Here is a 13,305-nt window from a genome sequence, read left to right as displayed (position 1 = left end):
TGCCGCCTCCACCGGGTCTTGCAAGTGCCGTGCCAAAAACTGTATCCAATCAGGATTCGATCTTTCCCAGGGAAACGATGGAATCCGCCAGATTGGAGATCGCCAAATTGGATACAAAACGACCATCGATGGTGCATGGCGCACCAAGGGCGGGGCTCAGGCCCAGTAGGCCTTGCCCTCGGCGCCCCAGAGTTCGCGCGCGGCCGATTCGGCCTCGGCGCAGACGGCGTCCATGTCGACCTTCGTCGGCCGGCCGTCCTCGACCAGGATGTCGCCGGCCACCATCACCAGGCGCACGTCGCGGCCCTGGCCGGTGTGCACCAGGTTGCCCAGCGGATTGACATGCGGGCGCAGGTGCGGCCGGTTGGCGTCGAAGACCACCAGGTCGGCCGCCTTGCCGACCTCGATGCTGCCGATCTCGTCGTCCAGGCCGAGCGCCCGCGCGCCGCCCATGGTCGCCATGTGGAAGACGTGGTGCGGCTGCCATTGCGCGTCGACGCCGCCCTCCTGCACGCGCGCGGTGATCAGCGCCCAGCGCATCAGCTCGACCATGTCGCCATGCTGGGTGTCGGTCGCCAGCGCGATGTTGACGCCCGCGCGCTGCAGCATCGGCGTCGGCGCGAGGCGGCCGGAGGTGGCGTTGCACTTGGGGATGTGCACGGCATGCGCGCCGGCCTTCGCCATGCGTTCGACATCGCCCTGGCTGACATAGATGCAGTGGCCGCCCATCAGCCGGTGGTTGAGCAGGCCGGTCTCCTCCAGCACCTCGGTCGAGCTGCGGCCGGTGCGTTCCTTCACGCGCTCGACCTCGGTCCGGCTCTGGCCGAGGTGGGTGCTGACCACCATGTCGTGCGCTTGGGCGGCGGCGGCGATCTCGCGCAGGAAGTCGTTCGAGCAGGTGTCGACCGCGTGGGCGGCCAGGTTCACGCGCACGCGCGGGTGGCCGGCCCAGCGCTCGCGCAGCGCCAGGCCGGCATCGAGCGTGCGGCGGCCGATGGCGGCGTCGTGGTGCCAGTCGCCATGCGCCACGCGCGCGAAGTCGACGTCGTGGATGCGCCAGCTCGGGCACAGCCGCGCGCCGAGCTCGACCATCGCCTCGGTGCCGATGTCGGCATGCACGAAGTTGTCGCCGATGACGGTCGAGCCGAACAGCAGCGCCTCCAGCGCGCCCAGCCGGGCCAGCGCGCGGGCCTGCGCCGGCGTGACGGCGGTGCCCTTGGGGATGCCGGGGGTGTAGGAGGGCGCGAAGCCGAGGTCGGCCGCCACGCCGCGCACCATGGTCAGCACGCCGTGGGTGTGCGGGTTGACGAAGCCGGGCGTGACGAAATGGCCCGGCAGGCGCAATGTGCGCGCGGCCGTGAAGCGTTCGGGCGGCGCGCGGTCGAGCCAGGCGATGCGGCCGTCCCGGATGCCGATGGCGCAGTCGCGCAGCTCGGGCCGGCGCGGGTCGGCGGTCAGCGCGATGGCCTCCAGCAGGAGCAGGTCGAAGTCGTGGTGGCGCGGCGTGGCATCGGCGGGGTCGGGCGTCTTCATGGGCGTGGACGTGGACGTGGACGTGGCGGTCGGCGCGTTCATCGGATGCGCTTGCTGATGCCGGTCAGGCGTTCCATGACGATCATCAGCACCAGGGTGACGAGCACCATCAGGCTGGAGACGGCGGCGATGCTGACGTCGAGCCGGCCCTCGAGGTCCTGCCACATGCGGATGGGCAGCATGTCGGTGGAGGCGTCGCGCAGGAACAGCGACACCGGCACGTTGTCGAACGAGGACATGAAGCAGATGAAGGCTCCGGCCGCGATGCCCGGCGCGATCAGCGGCAGCGTGACGCGGCGGAAGGTGTAGAGGCGGTCGGCGCCCAGGCTGGCCGAGCTCTCCAGCAGGGCCGGCGGCATCTGCGAGAGCGCCGCCACGGTGGTGCGGATGACATAGGGCACGCCGACGACCGTGTGGCCGACCACCAAGGTGGCGAGCGACAGCTCGATGCCGATGCGCGAGAAGTAGATCAGCGAGGCCAGGCCGAAGGCCAGTGCCGGCAGGATCAAGGGCGACATGAAGAAGGAGTCGAGCACGCGCGCCATGGCGCGCTCCGAGCGGGCGATGGCCATCGCGGCGGCCACCCCCAGCACCACGGCGATCAGCGTGGCCGCGCTGGCGACCTTCAGGCTGTTGAGCGCGGCGTACTGCAGCTGGAAGGCATCGGGCAGGGATTCGTACCAGCGCAGCGAGTAGCCCGGTGGCGGGAACTTCAGCGAGAAGCCGTTGGTGAACGACAGCACGATCACCACGACCGTGGGCGCGAGCAGCAGCAAGGTGGCGAGCGTGGCGATGGTGCCCAGCACGGCGGTCAGCGCGATGCTGGAGGGTTCGTGTCTGCGTCCTGCGCTCATGATCGGTTCGCCAGGACGCGGCCAGGGCGGGAAACACCGCGGAACCGGCTCCGCCGGGCCGCCGGTGTTGCCCCCTGCAAGGGGGTTGGCGTAGCGACACGCAGTGCGCGAAGACTGGGGGTGTATTTCATTTCAGGCTGCTACATGGCCGCGGCTGAGCCGGCCGAGGTAGTTGAAGAGCGTGACGCAGGCCATCACCGCGACCAGGAAGACCAGCGAGATGGCGGCCGCGAAGGGCCAGTTCTGCAGCGACGAGGCCTGCTGGTAGATGTACATCGGCATGAACAGCATCTGGCCGCCGCCGATGAGCGACTGCGAGATGAAGGCCGTGATGCTGGCCGCGAAGGTCAGCAGGCAGCCCGCCAGGATGCCCGGCAGGGTCAGCGGCAGCGTGATGCGCCAGAAGGTGCGCAGCGCGCTGGCGCCCAGGGCGGCGGAGGCGTCCTCGAGGTTGGGGTCGAGTTTCTGCAGCGCCGTGATGAGCGGCAGCGCCATCAGGGGCAGCTGCACGTTGGCCAGCGCGACGATCAGGCCGCCGCGCGTGTAGAGCAGCTTGAGCGGCGACTCGATCCAGCCGAACTCCGCGAGCACCGAGTTCACGATGCCCTGGCGGCCGAGGATCACGACCCAGGCGAAGGTGCGCACCACCACGCTGGTGAGCAGCGGCAGGATGATGATGAGCATCAGCACCTTCTGCAGCGCCGCCGGGCTGCGCACATAGCTCCAGGCCAGCGCGTAGCCCAGCAGCAGGCACAGCAGGGTGGTCTGCACGCCCAGCCACAGCGTGTCGAGCAGCACCGGCAGCGTGAAGCCGTCGCCGGCGATCTTGGCGTACTGGTCGAGTCCGAAGGACGTCAGGTCCGGCGTGGCGTAGAAGCTGATGACGATCAGCAGCAGCAGCGGCGCCAGGAAGAACAGCACGAAGAACGCCCCCAGGGGCGACGCGAAGGCCAGGCTGTAGCCCGTGACGGGCGGCCCCTTGATGGCGGCGGTGCTCATGGGATGCGATCCGTTCCGATCAGACCTTGATCTCTTTGTTGAAGCGGTCGATCCAGGCCGAGCGGTTCTCGTTGATCTTCTTCCAGTCCTGGAAGACGAACTTCTTCTTCATGTCGGCCGTGTCCTTGGCCAGCACGCGGGCGATCTCGCCCTCCATCTTCACCTTGGCGTTGGTCGGCACCACCAGGTAGGGTGCCTGCATCAGCTTGGCCTGCACCTCGGGCGACAGCGCGACGTCGATGAGCTGCGCGGCCAGGGCCTTGTTGGGCGAGTTCTTGACGATGTGGATGCTGGTCTTGAAGGCGATGGCGCCTTCCTTGGGCGCCACGAATTCCACCGGCACGCCGCGCGCCTTCAGGATCTGGATGGCGTTGAAGTTGCCCGGGCTGATGTCGATCTGGCCCTGCTGGAACAGCGCGGCCAGCGCGCCGGGATTGGCCGCCACGGCCGCCAGGTTGGGCTTGAGCCTGTCGATGGCCTTGAAGCCTTCCTCGACGTTGCCCTCGTTGCCGCCGTGCATGCGCGCGATCTCCACCAGGAAGCCGGTGCCCAGGGTCGAGTTGAGGTTGGTGATGCCGACGCGGCCCTTGTACTCGGGCTTCCACAGGTCGGCCCAGGAGGTCGGCGGGGTCTTGACCTTCTCCGGGTTGTAGGTGAGGCCCACGACCTGGAAGAACATCGACGGGCCCATCGGGTCCTGCGCCTCGGGGATCAGGTCCTTGTAGTGCTTGCTGGTGGCCACCGGGAAGGGCTCGACCAGGTCCTGGCGGATGGCGGTGAGGGCCGGACCCGGATCGTGCAGCATGACGTCGATCGGCGGGTTGGCGCGCGCGGCCGAGACCTTGGCGATCTGGTCGACCGAGAGCATGGCGTCGAGCAGCACGTCCTGGCCGGTCTCCTTCTTGAAGGCCGGCACCAGCACCGCGCGATGGGCTTCCTCCCAGCTGCCGGTGAAGGTGGCGAACACCAGCTTGCGCGCCTGCGCGTGGCTGATGCCGGGAAACAGCTCCATGGCGCCCAGGGTGAGCGCGCTGCCGAGCAGTTGACGACGGGAGAGTTGCATGGATGGACCTCGTGAAAAAGGTGGGGGAACGAAGAAGGAAACAGAAGACGGAAGACGCAAGACTGAAGAGGGAGCGGACAGGGTGGCGATGGCGCGGACTTGGCCTCAGGGCGCCGCGAACACCGTCACGCTCGAGGCGCTGGCCGGCCGCACCCAGACCCGCGTGCCGGGCTCGCGCGGCACGGTGCCCGGCGCGCGCGGCTCCGACAGCTTGAGCCGCGCGCCATCGCGCGTGCGGATCTCGTGGACGATGGTGGCGCCCAGCGGCATGCCCAGCTCGACCGTGCCCTCGAGCGCGCCCTGCGGCGCCTCGCACAGGCGCAGGTTCTCCGGCCGCACGCAGGCCACGACCCGGCTGCCGGCGGCCAGGCCGGCCGGCGCGCGGGTGGCCAGCAGGGTGCCATCGGCCAGCCGCACGTGGGCGCCATCGGCCGCGAGCGCATCGAGCGTGCCGGGCAGCACGTTGGCGGTGCCGACGAACTGGTTGACGAAATAGGTGGCGGGCGTGTCGTAGACCTGGGACGGCGCGGCGAACTGCTCCAGCCGGCCCTGGCTGAGCACGGCCACGCGGTCGGCCATGCCCAGTGCCTCCTCCTGGTCGTGCGTGACGATGATGGCCGTGGTGCCGGCGGCGCGCTGGATGCGCTTGATCTCGATCTGCATGTCCAGCCGCAGGCTCTTGTCCAGGGCCGAGAAGGGCTCGTCGAGCAGCAGCACGCGCGGCTCGATGGCCAGCGCCCGCGCCAGCGCCACGCGCTGCTGCTGGCCGCCCGAGAGCTGCTTGGTCAGGCGCCCGGCGAGGTGGCCGAGCTGCACCATCTCCAGCATGTCGGCGGTGCGCCTGGCGGCCGCGGCGCGGTCGGTGCCGCGCGCCGCCAGGCCATAGCCGACGTTCTCGGCCACCGTCATGTGCGGGAACAGGGCGTAGTTCTGGAACACGATGCCGACGTTGCGGCGCGCCGGCGGCAGCTCGTCGATGCGGCGCCCGCCGATCACCACCTTGCCCGAGGTCTGCGTGATGAAGCCCGCGATGATGCGCAGCAGGGTCGTCTTGCCGCAGCCGCTGGGACCCAGCAGGGCGACCAGCTCGCCGGCGGCGACCTCCAGCGTGACGTGATCCACCGCCACCGAGCCGCCATAGCGGTGCACGATGTCGTCGAGGGTGAGGCTTTGTCCGGCGGTCGATTCCATGACGGCCCACCATGCAATCGCTGTGCCAGATTTTTGTATCCAATCTTTCTGCGGTACGGCGCCCTGGAACCGTCCTTGCATGGGGGATGCCTCGTACCGGTCCATGCCGCAATCCGGTGCGCCGCCGCACCAGATTGGATACAAAGTGGATTCGGTGGTGCATGCAATCGCATCGGGCCGGAACCGGTCGACCGCCTTTTTCCAATGCTCCCAGAGCCCCTTTTTCGAGGAACGCCACGCCCATGACTCCTGAACCGCATCGCTGGACCGCCCGGCACCTGGCCGCGCGGGTGAACCAGCGCGAACTGTCCGCCGTCGAGATCGCGCGCGGGATGGTCGAGCGCGTCGAGCGCCTGCAGCCGCGGCTCAACGCCTTCACCGACTTCGATCCCGCCGTGCCGCTGGCCGCCGCCCGCGCGGTGGATGCGCGGCTGGCCGCCGGCGAGCACCTGCCGCTCGCCGGCGTGCCCTTCACCGTCAAGGACAACCTGTGGCTGGGCGGCCGGCGCGCCACCTTCGGCTCGAAGGTGTTCGAGGACTTCGTCGCGCCGCGCGACTCGTGGTGCGTGGCCCGCCTGCGCGCGCTGGGCGCGGTGCCGCTGGGGGTGACGAACTGTTCCGAATTCGCCTGCAAGGGCATCACCGCCACGCCATTGCATGGCGAGACGCGCAATCCGTGGGACCTGGAGCGCACCACCGGTGGCTCCTCCGGCGGCGCCGTGGCGGCCGTCGCGGCCGGGCTGGGTCCGATCGCGCTGGCGACCGATGCCGGCGGCTCGGTGCGCCGCCCGGCCGCGCACACCGGGCTGGTCGGCATGAAGCCCACGCTCGGCCGGGTGCCCAACCCGTGGGGCTTCGACGATCCCAACCACCTGCTGTCGGTCATCGGGCAGATCGGCCGCGACGTCGAGGACGTGGCCCTGATGCTGGACGCGCTCACCGCCTGGGAGCCGGCCGACACGCTGTCGTCGCCGGCCTTCGCCGCGCCCGACGCGCTGGCCGCGCTGAAGGCGCCGCTGCGGCCGCTGCGCCTGGCGTGGTCGCCGCACCTGGGTTGCGGTCTGCCGGTCGATGCCGACGTGCGTGCCACGCTGGAGCAGGCGGTCGAGGCCTTGCGCCGGGCCGGCTGGCGCATCGAGGAGGCCGACCCGGTGTGGCCGCCCGGGGCCGCCGAGTACCCGCTGATCGCGCTGCAGCAGGCCGCGCTGGCGCAGCGCTTCGGCCGGGTCTGGCGCGAGACGCCCGAGCGGCTCGACCCCGACATCGGCGCCCAGATCGAACTCGGCTTCGCGATCTCGGGCGCGCGGGTGATGGAGCTGATGAAGCTGCGCGAGGACTTCCACGCCAGCTTCACGCGCCTGTTCGAAGGCGAGGGCGGCACCGCGGGCTTCGATGCGCTGCTGTGCCCGGTGAGTCCGGTCGAGGCATGGCCGCTGGGCAGCCTGGGTCCGGCGGAGATCGGCGGTCTGCCGGCCGGCCCGCGCGGCCATGCCGCCTTCACGCCGATCTTCAACTATGGCGGCGTGCCGGCGATCTCGCTGCCCTGCGGCACCGGGCGGCGCGGCCTGCCGGTGGGCCTGCAGATCGCCGGACCGCGCTTCGCCGACGCGCTGGTGCTGCGGCTGGCGTGGCACGCGGAGCAGGTGCTCGGTACCGGCCCTGCCTCGCCGTTGATGGATTGAGGCGGCGGCGCGCCGGCTTCAGCCGAACAGCACTTCCGCCAGGTCCACCTCGCCGACCTCCTGCGCATCGAGCTTCAGCGCGCTCTCGATGTGCGTCAGGTGCTCGGTCATCAGGCGGGCGGCGCCATCGGTGTCGCCGCGTTCGATGGCGTCGATCAGCCAGGCGTGCTCGTCGTTCGGGCAGGCGACCGCCGTGGGCGCCTCGAAGGTCAGGATCGCCAGGCAGGTCAGGGGGGTCAGCTCGCGCATCAGGCGCGCCAGGATGCTGCTGCCCGAGAGCTCGGCCAGCAGCACGTGGAAGTCGCCCGACAGCCGCACCGCCTGCCGGCGCTCGCCGCGCGCGTGGGCCTGCTGCTCGCGCCGCACCAGCGCGCGCAGCTGCCGGATCGCCGTGGGCGCCTTGCCCGCGGCGATGCGCTCGATCAGCCGCGCGACGGCGGCCGGTTCCAGCGTGCGGCGCACCGCGAGCACGTCGTGCGCCTCCTCCGCGCTGGGCTTGGTCACGAAGGCGCCGCGATTGGGGATCAGCGTCACCAGCTGCTCCACCGCCAGCCGCTGCAGCGCGCCGCGCACCTGCGTGCGGCTGACCGCGAACAATTCGGCCACGCGCTCCTCCGACAGCTTGGTGCCCGGCAGCAGCCGGTGCTCGACGATGGCGTCGTAGATGCTCTGGTGGATGTCGGCCCGGCTGGCGCCGCTGCGCGTGGCGGGCGGCGCCGGCGTCGCCGATGGCGTGGCTGGCGGGGTCGAGGCGGTGCGGGATCTGGAGGAGGTCATCGGGCCAGGCGGTTGCAAGAGTCGTGCACGCGTTCGAGTCCGAAAAGGCGGAAGGGGTGGATACAGGAACGATCGGGATCGTATCCAATGTCGACGGCGCTGGCACGCTTCTGGCGTTGATCCGGCTTCCTTCATGCTCCAAAGGACAAGATGCCGGATCGCAAGCTGCTCGGGATGCTCACTCCCTCGTCGAACACCATCCTTGAACCCGTCACCGCCGCCATGCTGGCGGACCTGCCCGGGGTCAGCGCCCATTTCGGGCGCTTCCGGGTCACCGAGATCGCCCTGTCGGCCGGTGCCCTGGCCCAGTTCGACAACCGCGAGATCCTCGCGGCGGCCGAACTGCTCTCGCATGCGCGCTGCCACGTGATCGGCTGGAACGGCACCGCCGCCGGCTGGCTGGGTTTCGAATCGGACCGCGCGCTGTGCACGGCCATCGAGCACACGACCGGCGCCCTGGCCTGCACCTCGATCCTGGCGCTCAACGAGATCCTGCGCGACACCGGCGTGCGCCGGCTCGGCCTGGTGTCGCCCTACCGCGACGACGTGCAGGCGGCCATCGTGCGCAACTACGCGCACGAGGGCATCGACTGCTCGACCGAGCGCCATCTGGGCCTGCAGGACAACTTCTCGTTCTCGCAGGTGACCGAGGACGAACTCCACGCGATGGCGCGCGATGTCATGTCCGGCCCCGTTGAGACGCGGCCCGAGGCCATCGCCATCTATTGCACCAACCTGCGCGGCGCGCCGATGGCCGCGCGGCTCGAGGCCGAGTTCGGGGTGCCGGTCTACGACACCATCGCCACGGTGGTGTGGAAGTCGCTGCGCCTGGCGGGCGTGGACACGCGCCAGCTGGCGCGCTGGGGCAGCCTGTTCGAGCGCTGAGGCGCCGCCGCCTCAGGCCGTCGCGCCTTCCTCGACGGTCGACATGTCGACCACGAAGCGGTACTTCACGTCGCTCCTGAGCATGCGCTCGTAGGCTTCGTTGATCTGCGACATGCGGATCGGTTCGATGTCCGAGACGATGCCGTGCTCGGCGCAGAAGTCCAGCATCTCCTGCGTCTCGGCGATGCCGCCGATGAGCGAGCCGGCCAGGCGGCGGCGCTTGAAGATCAGGTTGAAGACGGTGGGCGAGGGATGCGGCGTGGCCGGCGCGCCGACCAGCGTCATGGTGCCGTCGAGCTTGAGCAGCGCCAGGAACGGGTCGAGGTCGTGGGCGGCGGCGACGGTGTTGAGGATGAAGTCGAAGCTGTTGCCGTGGGCGGCCATCTCGTCGGCGTTCCTCGACACCACGACCTCCCTGGCACCCAGGCGCAAGGCATCCTCCCGCTTGTCGGGCGAGGTGGTGAACAGCACCACGTGCGCGCCCATCGCGGCGGCGATCTTCACGCCCATGTGGCCCAGGCCGCCCAGGCCGACGATGCCGACCTTCATGCCCGGACCGACCTTCCACTGGCGCAGGGGCGAGTAGGTGGTGATGCCCGCGCACAGCAGCGGCGCGACGGCGGCCAGGTCGGCCTCGTCGTGGTTGACCTTCAGCACGAACTTCTCGTGCACCACGATGTGGTCGGAATAGCCGCCCAGCGTGATGGCGCGCGAGACCTGCTCGGGGCTGTCGTAGGTGCCGGTGAAGCCGTTGTCGCAGTACTGCTCCAGGCCGTCGGCGCAGGGCTGGCAGTGCTGGCAGCTGTCGACCATGCAGCCCACGCCGACGATGTCGCCGACGGCGAACTTCGAGACGCCGTCGCCGATGGCGGTGACGCGGCCGACGATCTCGTGGCCGGGCACGCAGGGGTAGGTGGCCGGGCCCCATTCACTGCGCGCGGTGTGCAGGTCGGAATGGCAGACGCCGCAATGCAGGATGTCGATGGCGACATCGCGCGCGGCCGGGTCGCGGCGCTCGAAGGTGAAGGGTGCCAGCGGCGTGGTGGCGGAGCGGGCCGCGTAGGCGTGCGTGAGTCGGGTCATGGCGGGAATCCTCGAAAAGCGTGGATGAAGGCGCGCCCGCGGAGGGCGCGCATGAGGCGGAGGGCGCGACCGGGTGGCGGGTGCCGGGCATCGGGGCACCAGGCGGGGGGTCGGCGCGGATCCACGACCTTACGCCGCTTCTGCGATGCGCGTCTGTCGGCCGGCAACGCCCCCGACGACCCCGCGTGCGCGCGGGAACGGGCTGCGTGCTAAGGTCGCCGCCGCCCGGATCGTCCCCGGTCCGCGATCCCGTCACCGAGTCCCCCGTGCCCCTTCCCGACCCCCCCGTCCCGAGCGCCGCGCGCGCCGCGCGCGCCGCGCGCGCCACCCAGGCCACCCAGGCCGATGCCGCCACCGCCACCGCCACCGCATCGACCGCCGCCGGTCTCTCGCCGCGCCTGACCTGGCTGTTCGCCATCGCCTGCGGCCTGTGCGTGGCCAACCTGTACTTCGCGCAGCCATTGGTCGGCCCGATCGCCGAGACGCTGCGGCTGCATGCCGGGCTGGCGGGCCTGGTCGTCACGCTCACGCAGCTGGGCTACGGCACCGGCCTGCTGCTGCTGGTGCCGCTGGCCGACGTGGTCGAGAACCGCCGCCTGATCCTGCTGGCGATGGCCGGCGCGGTGCTGGGCCTGGTGGCCGTGGCGCTGTCGAACTCGGCCGCCACCTTCCTGGCGGCGTCGTTCGTGGTCGGCCTGTGCGCGGTGGCGGCGCAGGTGCTGGTGCCCCTGGCATCGCATCTGGCGCCGGAGGCCAGCCGGGGCCGGGTGGTGGGCAACATCATGGCCGGGCTCATCGCCGGCATCATGCTGGCGCGTCCCTTCTCCAGCCTGGTGGCATCGGCCTTCGGCTGGCGCGCGGTGTTCGCCATCTCGGCGCTGCTGATGGTGGGGCTGATCGCGGTGCTCTGGCGGGCCCTGCCGCAGCGCGTGCCGCACGGCTCCATCGGCTATGCGCGCACCATGGCGTCGCTGCCCGGCATCGTCTGGCGCACGCCGGTGCTGCAGCGCCGGGGCTTCTACCAGGGCATGCTGTTCGCCGGTTTCCAGGCCTTCTGGACCGCCGTGCCGCTGCTGCTGGTGCACGAGTTCGGCATGGGGCAGGGCGGCATCGCGCTGTTCGCGCTGGCTGGCGCCGCCGGCGCGCTGGCGGCGCCCTGGGCCGGGCGGCTGGCCGATCGCGGACTGACGCGGCCGGCCACCGGCGCGGCCATCGGCGCGGCCCTGCTGTCCTTCGTCATCGGCGCGGTGTCGGTGCATTTCCATTCGCTCGCCGGGCTGGTCTTCGCCGGCATCCTGCTCGACGGCGCGGTGCAGCTGTGCCAGGTGCTCAACCTGCGCAGCCTCTATGTGCTGGCGCCGGAACTGCGCGGACGACTCAACGGCCTGTTCATGACCTTCATCTTCCTGTGCGCGGCCGTCGCCTCCGGCGTCTCGGCGGCGGTCTATGCCTTCCACGGCTGGAGCGGCGTCTGCCTGATGGGCGGCACGCTGGCATTGGCGGCGGGCCTGCTGTTCCTGAGCGACCGCGTCGCGCGCGTGGCCCGGACGGCCTGAGCGGCGACGGCGCCGCCGATCGGTCGGGCGGCCGGGACCCGGCCTAGCCCCCGCGCCCGGCGGGCGGCGGCGTCCACTCGTACACCCAGGTCTCGCTGACCGCCGCATCGCCGCTGCGCAGGTGGACCCGCAGCGCGACCGGCTCGTCGCCCTCGGCCACCAGGTCGAACATCGCCCGGATGCCCCGCACCGCCGCCAGCGGCCGTGCCGACGTGATCTCCACCCGCCCGCGCGAGACCTCGACGACCGGCTCGATCGCCGTGCCCGCCGCCGCCAGCGCGGCCAGCCGGCCGCCCGCGAAGTCGAGCGCGAAGCGATGCGACGCGTAGGTGCGCGGCCGGCCGATGACGCCGCCGATGCCGGTGCGCGTGGCCACGCAATGCGCCAGGCCGGCCTGCGCCGGCGCCACCGGTGCGCGTGCGCCCCAGTGCAGCCGGTAGGCGTACAGCAGTTCCTCGCCGGCCCGGGGCGGCGTGGCCGGGTTCCAGAAGGCGACGATGTTGTCGAAGGTCTCGTCCTGCGTCGGGATCTCGACCAGCTGCACCGAGCCCTCGCCCCAGTCGCCCCGGGGTTCGACCCACAGCGAGGGCCGCTTCTCGTAGAACACGCCATCGTCCTGGTAGTGGTCGAAGTCGCGATCGCGCTGCATCAGCCCGAAGCCGCGTGGACCCCGGTCGGCGAAGGCGTTGAAGCGCAGCCGCGCCGGGTTCGACAGCGGCCGCCAGATCCATTCGCCGGCGCCGGTGTGCAGCTGCAGGCCGTCGGAGTCGTGGATCTCGGGGCGCCAGTCGTTGGCCAGGCGGCGGTCGTTCTCGCCGGTCTGGTACATGCTGGTGCAGGGCGCGATGCCGATGCGCTCGATGGCGCGGCGCGGGTAGAGCGCGGCGTCGACGTCCATCGTCAGCACCTCGCCCGGCGTGATGGCGAAGCGGTAGGCGCCGGCCACGCTGGGCGAATCGAGCATCGCGTAGACCACCACGGTGGTGGCGCCCGGCGCCGGGCGCTCGAAGTAGAAGTCGGTGAAGTCCGGGAATTCCTCCGGCCGGGGCAGGGCGGTGTCCACCGCCAGGCCGCGCGCCGACAGGCCGTACTGGCCCTCGGCGCCGACGGCGCGGAAGTAGCTCGCGCCCAGGAACGCCGCCACGTCGTTGCGGAAGGCCGGCGCGCCCAGCACGCGGAAGCCGGCGAAGCCGAGGTCGTCGGGCTGCCTGGCGCCATCGAGTCCGCTCCTGCCGTAGTCGAACATCGCCGGGTCGTAGGCCAGCTGGCGGGCCTCGTCGCCGACGACGTCGAACATGCGCACCGGCCGCTTGAAGAACAGCCCCAGGTGGAACAGCCGGATCTGGAAGCGCAGGCCTGCATCGGCCCACAGGCCGTGTTCGGGGCGGAAGCGCAGGGCCTGGTAGCCATCCCAGTCGAGCGCGGCGACATCGGCCGGCAACGGCCGGCCATGCGGTTCGTAGGCGCGTTCGGAGAGGTTGCGCGCCGCGCCCTTGAGCCAGGCGTAGTCGAAGCCGCGCTGCGTGCCGCCGAGCGGCTTCAGGCCGGCGGCGCGCGCGGCGGGGGCGATCGCCGGGGTCGCCGTGTCGAGGGGCCGCGCGCCGCTCGCGCAACCCGCGAGGCCGAGGACGCCGGCGGCGCCGAGGAAGTTTCTTCTCTGCATGGCGCGGCAGTCTAGGCGC

Annotated in this window: 11 protein-coding genes; 3 read left to right on the top strand and 8 right to left on the bottom strand. The window is 71.2% G+C overall.

Annotated features, from left to right (window positions below; genetic code table 11):
* Positions 1-156: 156 nt before the first annotated feature.
* From AC1MLT_RS09415 to AC1MLT_RS09395, 5 genes are all read right to left on the bottom strand, one after another.
* Positions 157-1,575, bottom strand: a complete 1,419-nt coding sequence (locus tag AC1MLT_RS09415) for an amidohydrolase family protein (protein WP_481032033.1) — start codon at positions 1,573-1,575, stop codon at positions 157-159.
* Complete coding sequence (locus AC1MLT_RS09410) at positions 1,572-2,387, bottom strand: ABC transporter permease (protein ID WP_481032032.1); 816 nt, start codon at positions 2,385-2,387, stop codon at positions 1,572-1,574. Before AC1MLT_RS09410 ends, AC1MLT_RS09415 begins: the two co-directional genes overlap by 4 nt.
* 132 nt (positions 2,388-2,519) lie before the next feature.
* Positions 2,520-3,386: an ABC transporter permease gene (locus AC1MLT_RS09405; RefSeq protein WP_481032031.1), complete on the bottom strand. Its 867-nt coding sequence runs from the start codon at positions 3,384-3,386 to the stop codon at positions 2,520-2,522.
* A gap of 19 nt (positions 3,387-3,405) precedes the next feature.
* Positions 3,406-4,449 (bottom strand): ABC transporter substrate-binding protein, encoded by a 1,044-nt coding sequence (locus AC1MLT_RS09400; protein WP_481032030.1) that lies wholly within the window; start codon positions 4,447-4,449, stop codon positions 3,406-3,408.
* Between the two features lie 105 nt (positions 4,450-4,554).
* The gene (locus AC1MLT_RS09395; protein ID WP_481032029.1) at positions 4,555-5,640 is read right to left on the bottom strand and encodes an ABC transporter ATP-binding protein; all 1,086 of its coding nucleotides are present in this window, start codon (positions 5,638-5,640) and stop codon (positions 4,555-4,557) included.
* 242 nt (positions 5,641-5,882) lie between these two features.
* Here AC1MLT_RS09395 and AC1MLT_RS09390 point away from each other — a divergent pair, with 242 nt between their 5' ends.
* The gene (locus AC1MLT_RS09390) at positions 5,883-7,322 is read left to right on the top strand and encodes an amidase (protein ID WP_481032028.1); all 1,440 of its coding nucleotides are present in this window, start codon (positions 5,883-5,885) and stop codon (positions 7,320-7,322) included.
* A gap of 18 nt (positions 7,323-7,340) precedes the next feature.
* Here AC1MLT_RS09390 and AC1MLT_RS09385 read toward each other — a convergent pair whose 3' ends face one another.
* Positions 7,341-8,099: a GntR family transcriptional regulator gene (locus tag AC1MLT_RS09385; protein WP_481032027.1), complete on the bottom strand. Its 759-nt coding sequence runs from the start codon at positions 8,097-8,099 to the stop codon at positions 7,341-7,343.
* Between the two features lie 150 nt (positions 8,100-8,249).
* On the opposite strand from AC1MLT_RS09385, the gene AC1MLT_RS09380 reads away from it, so the two are divergent.
* Positions 8,250-8,984: a maleate cis-trans isomerase family protein gene (locus AC1MLT_RS09380; RefSeq protein WP_481032026.1), complete on the top strand. Its 735-nt coding sequence runs from the start codon at positions 8,250-8,252 to the stop codon at positions 8,982-8,984.
* A gap of 12 nt (positions 8,985-8,996) precedes the next feature.
* Here AC1MLT_RS09380 and AC1MLT_RS09375 read toward each other — a convergent pair whose 3' ends face one another.
* The gene (locus tag AC1MLT_RS09375; RefSeq protein ID WP_481032025.1) at positions 8,997-10,067 is read right to left on the bottom strand and encodes an NAD(P)-dependent alcohol dehydrogenase; all 1,071 of its coding nucleotides are present in this window, start codon (positions 10,065-10,067) and stop codon (positions 8,997-8,999) included.
* A gap of 266 nt (positions 10,068-10,333) precedes the next feature.
* Here AC1MLT_RS09375 and AC1MLT_RS09370 point away from each other — a divergent pair, with 266 nt between their 5' ends.
* Positions 10,334-11,623 carry an MFS transporter gene (locus AC1MLT_RS09370; RefSeq protein ID WP_481032024.1) on the top strand — a complete coding sequence of 430 codons (1,290 nt, stop codon included), beginning with the start codon at positions 10,334-10,336 and terminating at the stop codon, positions 11,621-11,623.
* A gap of 43 nt (positions 11,624-11,666) precedes the next feature.
* Here the strand turns inward: AC1MLT_RS09370 and AC1MLT_RS09365 are convergent, their stop codons facing one another.
* Positions 11,667-13,286, bottom strand: a complete 1,620-nt coding sequence (locus tag AC1MLT_RS09365) for an OpgD/OpgG family glucan biosynthesis protein (protein ID WP_481032023.1) — start codon at positions 13,284-13,286, stop codon at positions 11,667-11,669.
* Between the last annotated feature and the right edge of the window lie 19 nt (positions 13,287-13,305).

This window comes from Variovorax sp. PEI5 (assembly GCF_056679935.1).
The sequence above is the reverse complement of the archived record's forward strand: the minus strand, read 5'-3'. Positions and strand labels throughout refer to the sequence as shown.

Bases quoted from the DNA above. Each gene is read 5' to 3' on its own strand.
- AC1MLT_RS09410 (WP_481032032.1), bottom strand. From the start codon at position 2,387: ATGAGCGCAGGACGCAGACACGAACCCTCCAGCATCGCGCTGACCGCC.
- AC1MLT_RS09365 (WP_481032023.1), bottom strand. From the start codon at position 13,286: ATGCAGAGAAGAAACTTCCTCGGCGCCGCCGGCGTCCTCGGCCTCGCG.
- AC1MLT_RS09375 (WP_481032025.1), bottom strand. From the start codon at position 10,067: ATGACCCGACTCACGCACGCCTACGCGGCCCGCTCCGCCACCACGCCG.
- AC1MLT_RS09390 (WP_481032028.1), top strand. From the start codon at position 5,883: ATGACTCCTGAACCGCATCGCTGGACCGCCCGGCACCTGGCCGCGCGG.
- AC1MLT_RS09415 (WP_481032033.1), bottom strand. From the start codon at position 1,575: ATGAACGCGCCGACCGCCACGTCCACGTCCACGTCCACGCCCATGAAG.
- AC1MLT_RS09385 (WP_481032027.1), bottom strand. From the start codon at position 8,099: ATGACCTCCTCCAGATCCCGCACCGCCTCGACCCCGCCAGCCACGCCA.
- AC1MLT_RS09405 (WP_481032031.1), bottom strand. From the start codon at position 3,386: ATGAGCACCGCCGCCATCAAGGGGCCGCCCGTCACGGGCTACAGCCTG.
- AC1MLT_RS09380 (WP_481032026.1), top strand. From the start codon at position 8,250: ATGCCGGATCGCAAGCTGCTCGGGATGCTCACTCCCTCGTCGAACACC.
- AC1MLT_RS09400 (WP_481032030.1), bottom strand. From the start codon at position 4,449: ATGCAACTCTCCCGTCGTCAACTGCTCGGCAGCGCGCTCACCCTGGGC.
- AC1MLT_RS09395 (WP_481032029.1), bottom strand. From the start codon at position 5,640: ATGGAATCGACCGCCGGACAAAGCCTCACCCTCGACGACATCGTGCAC.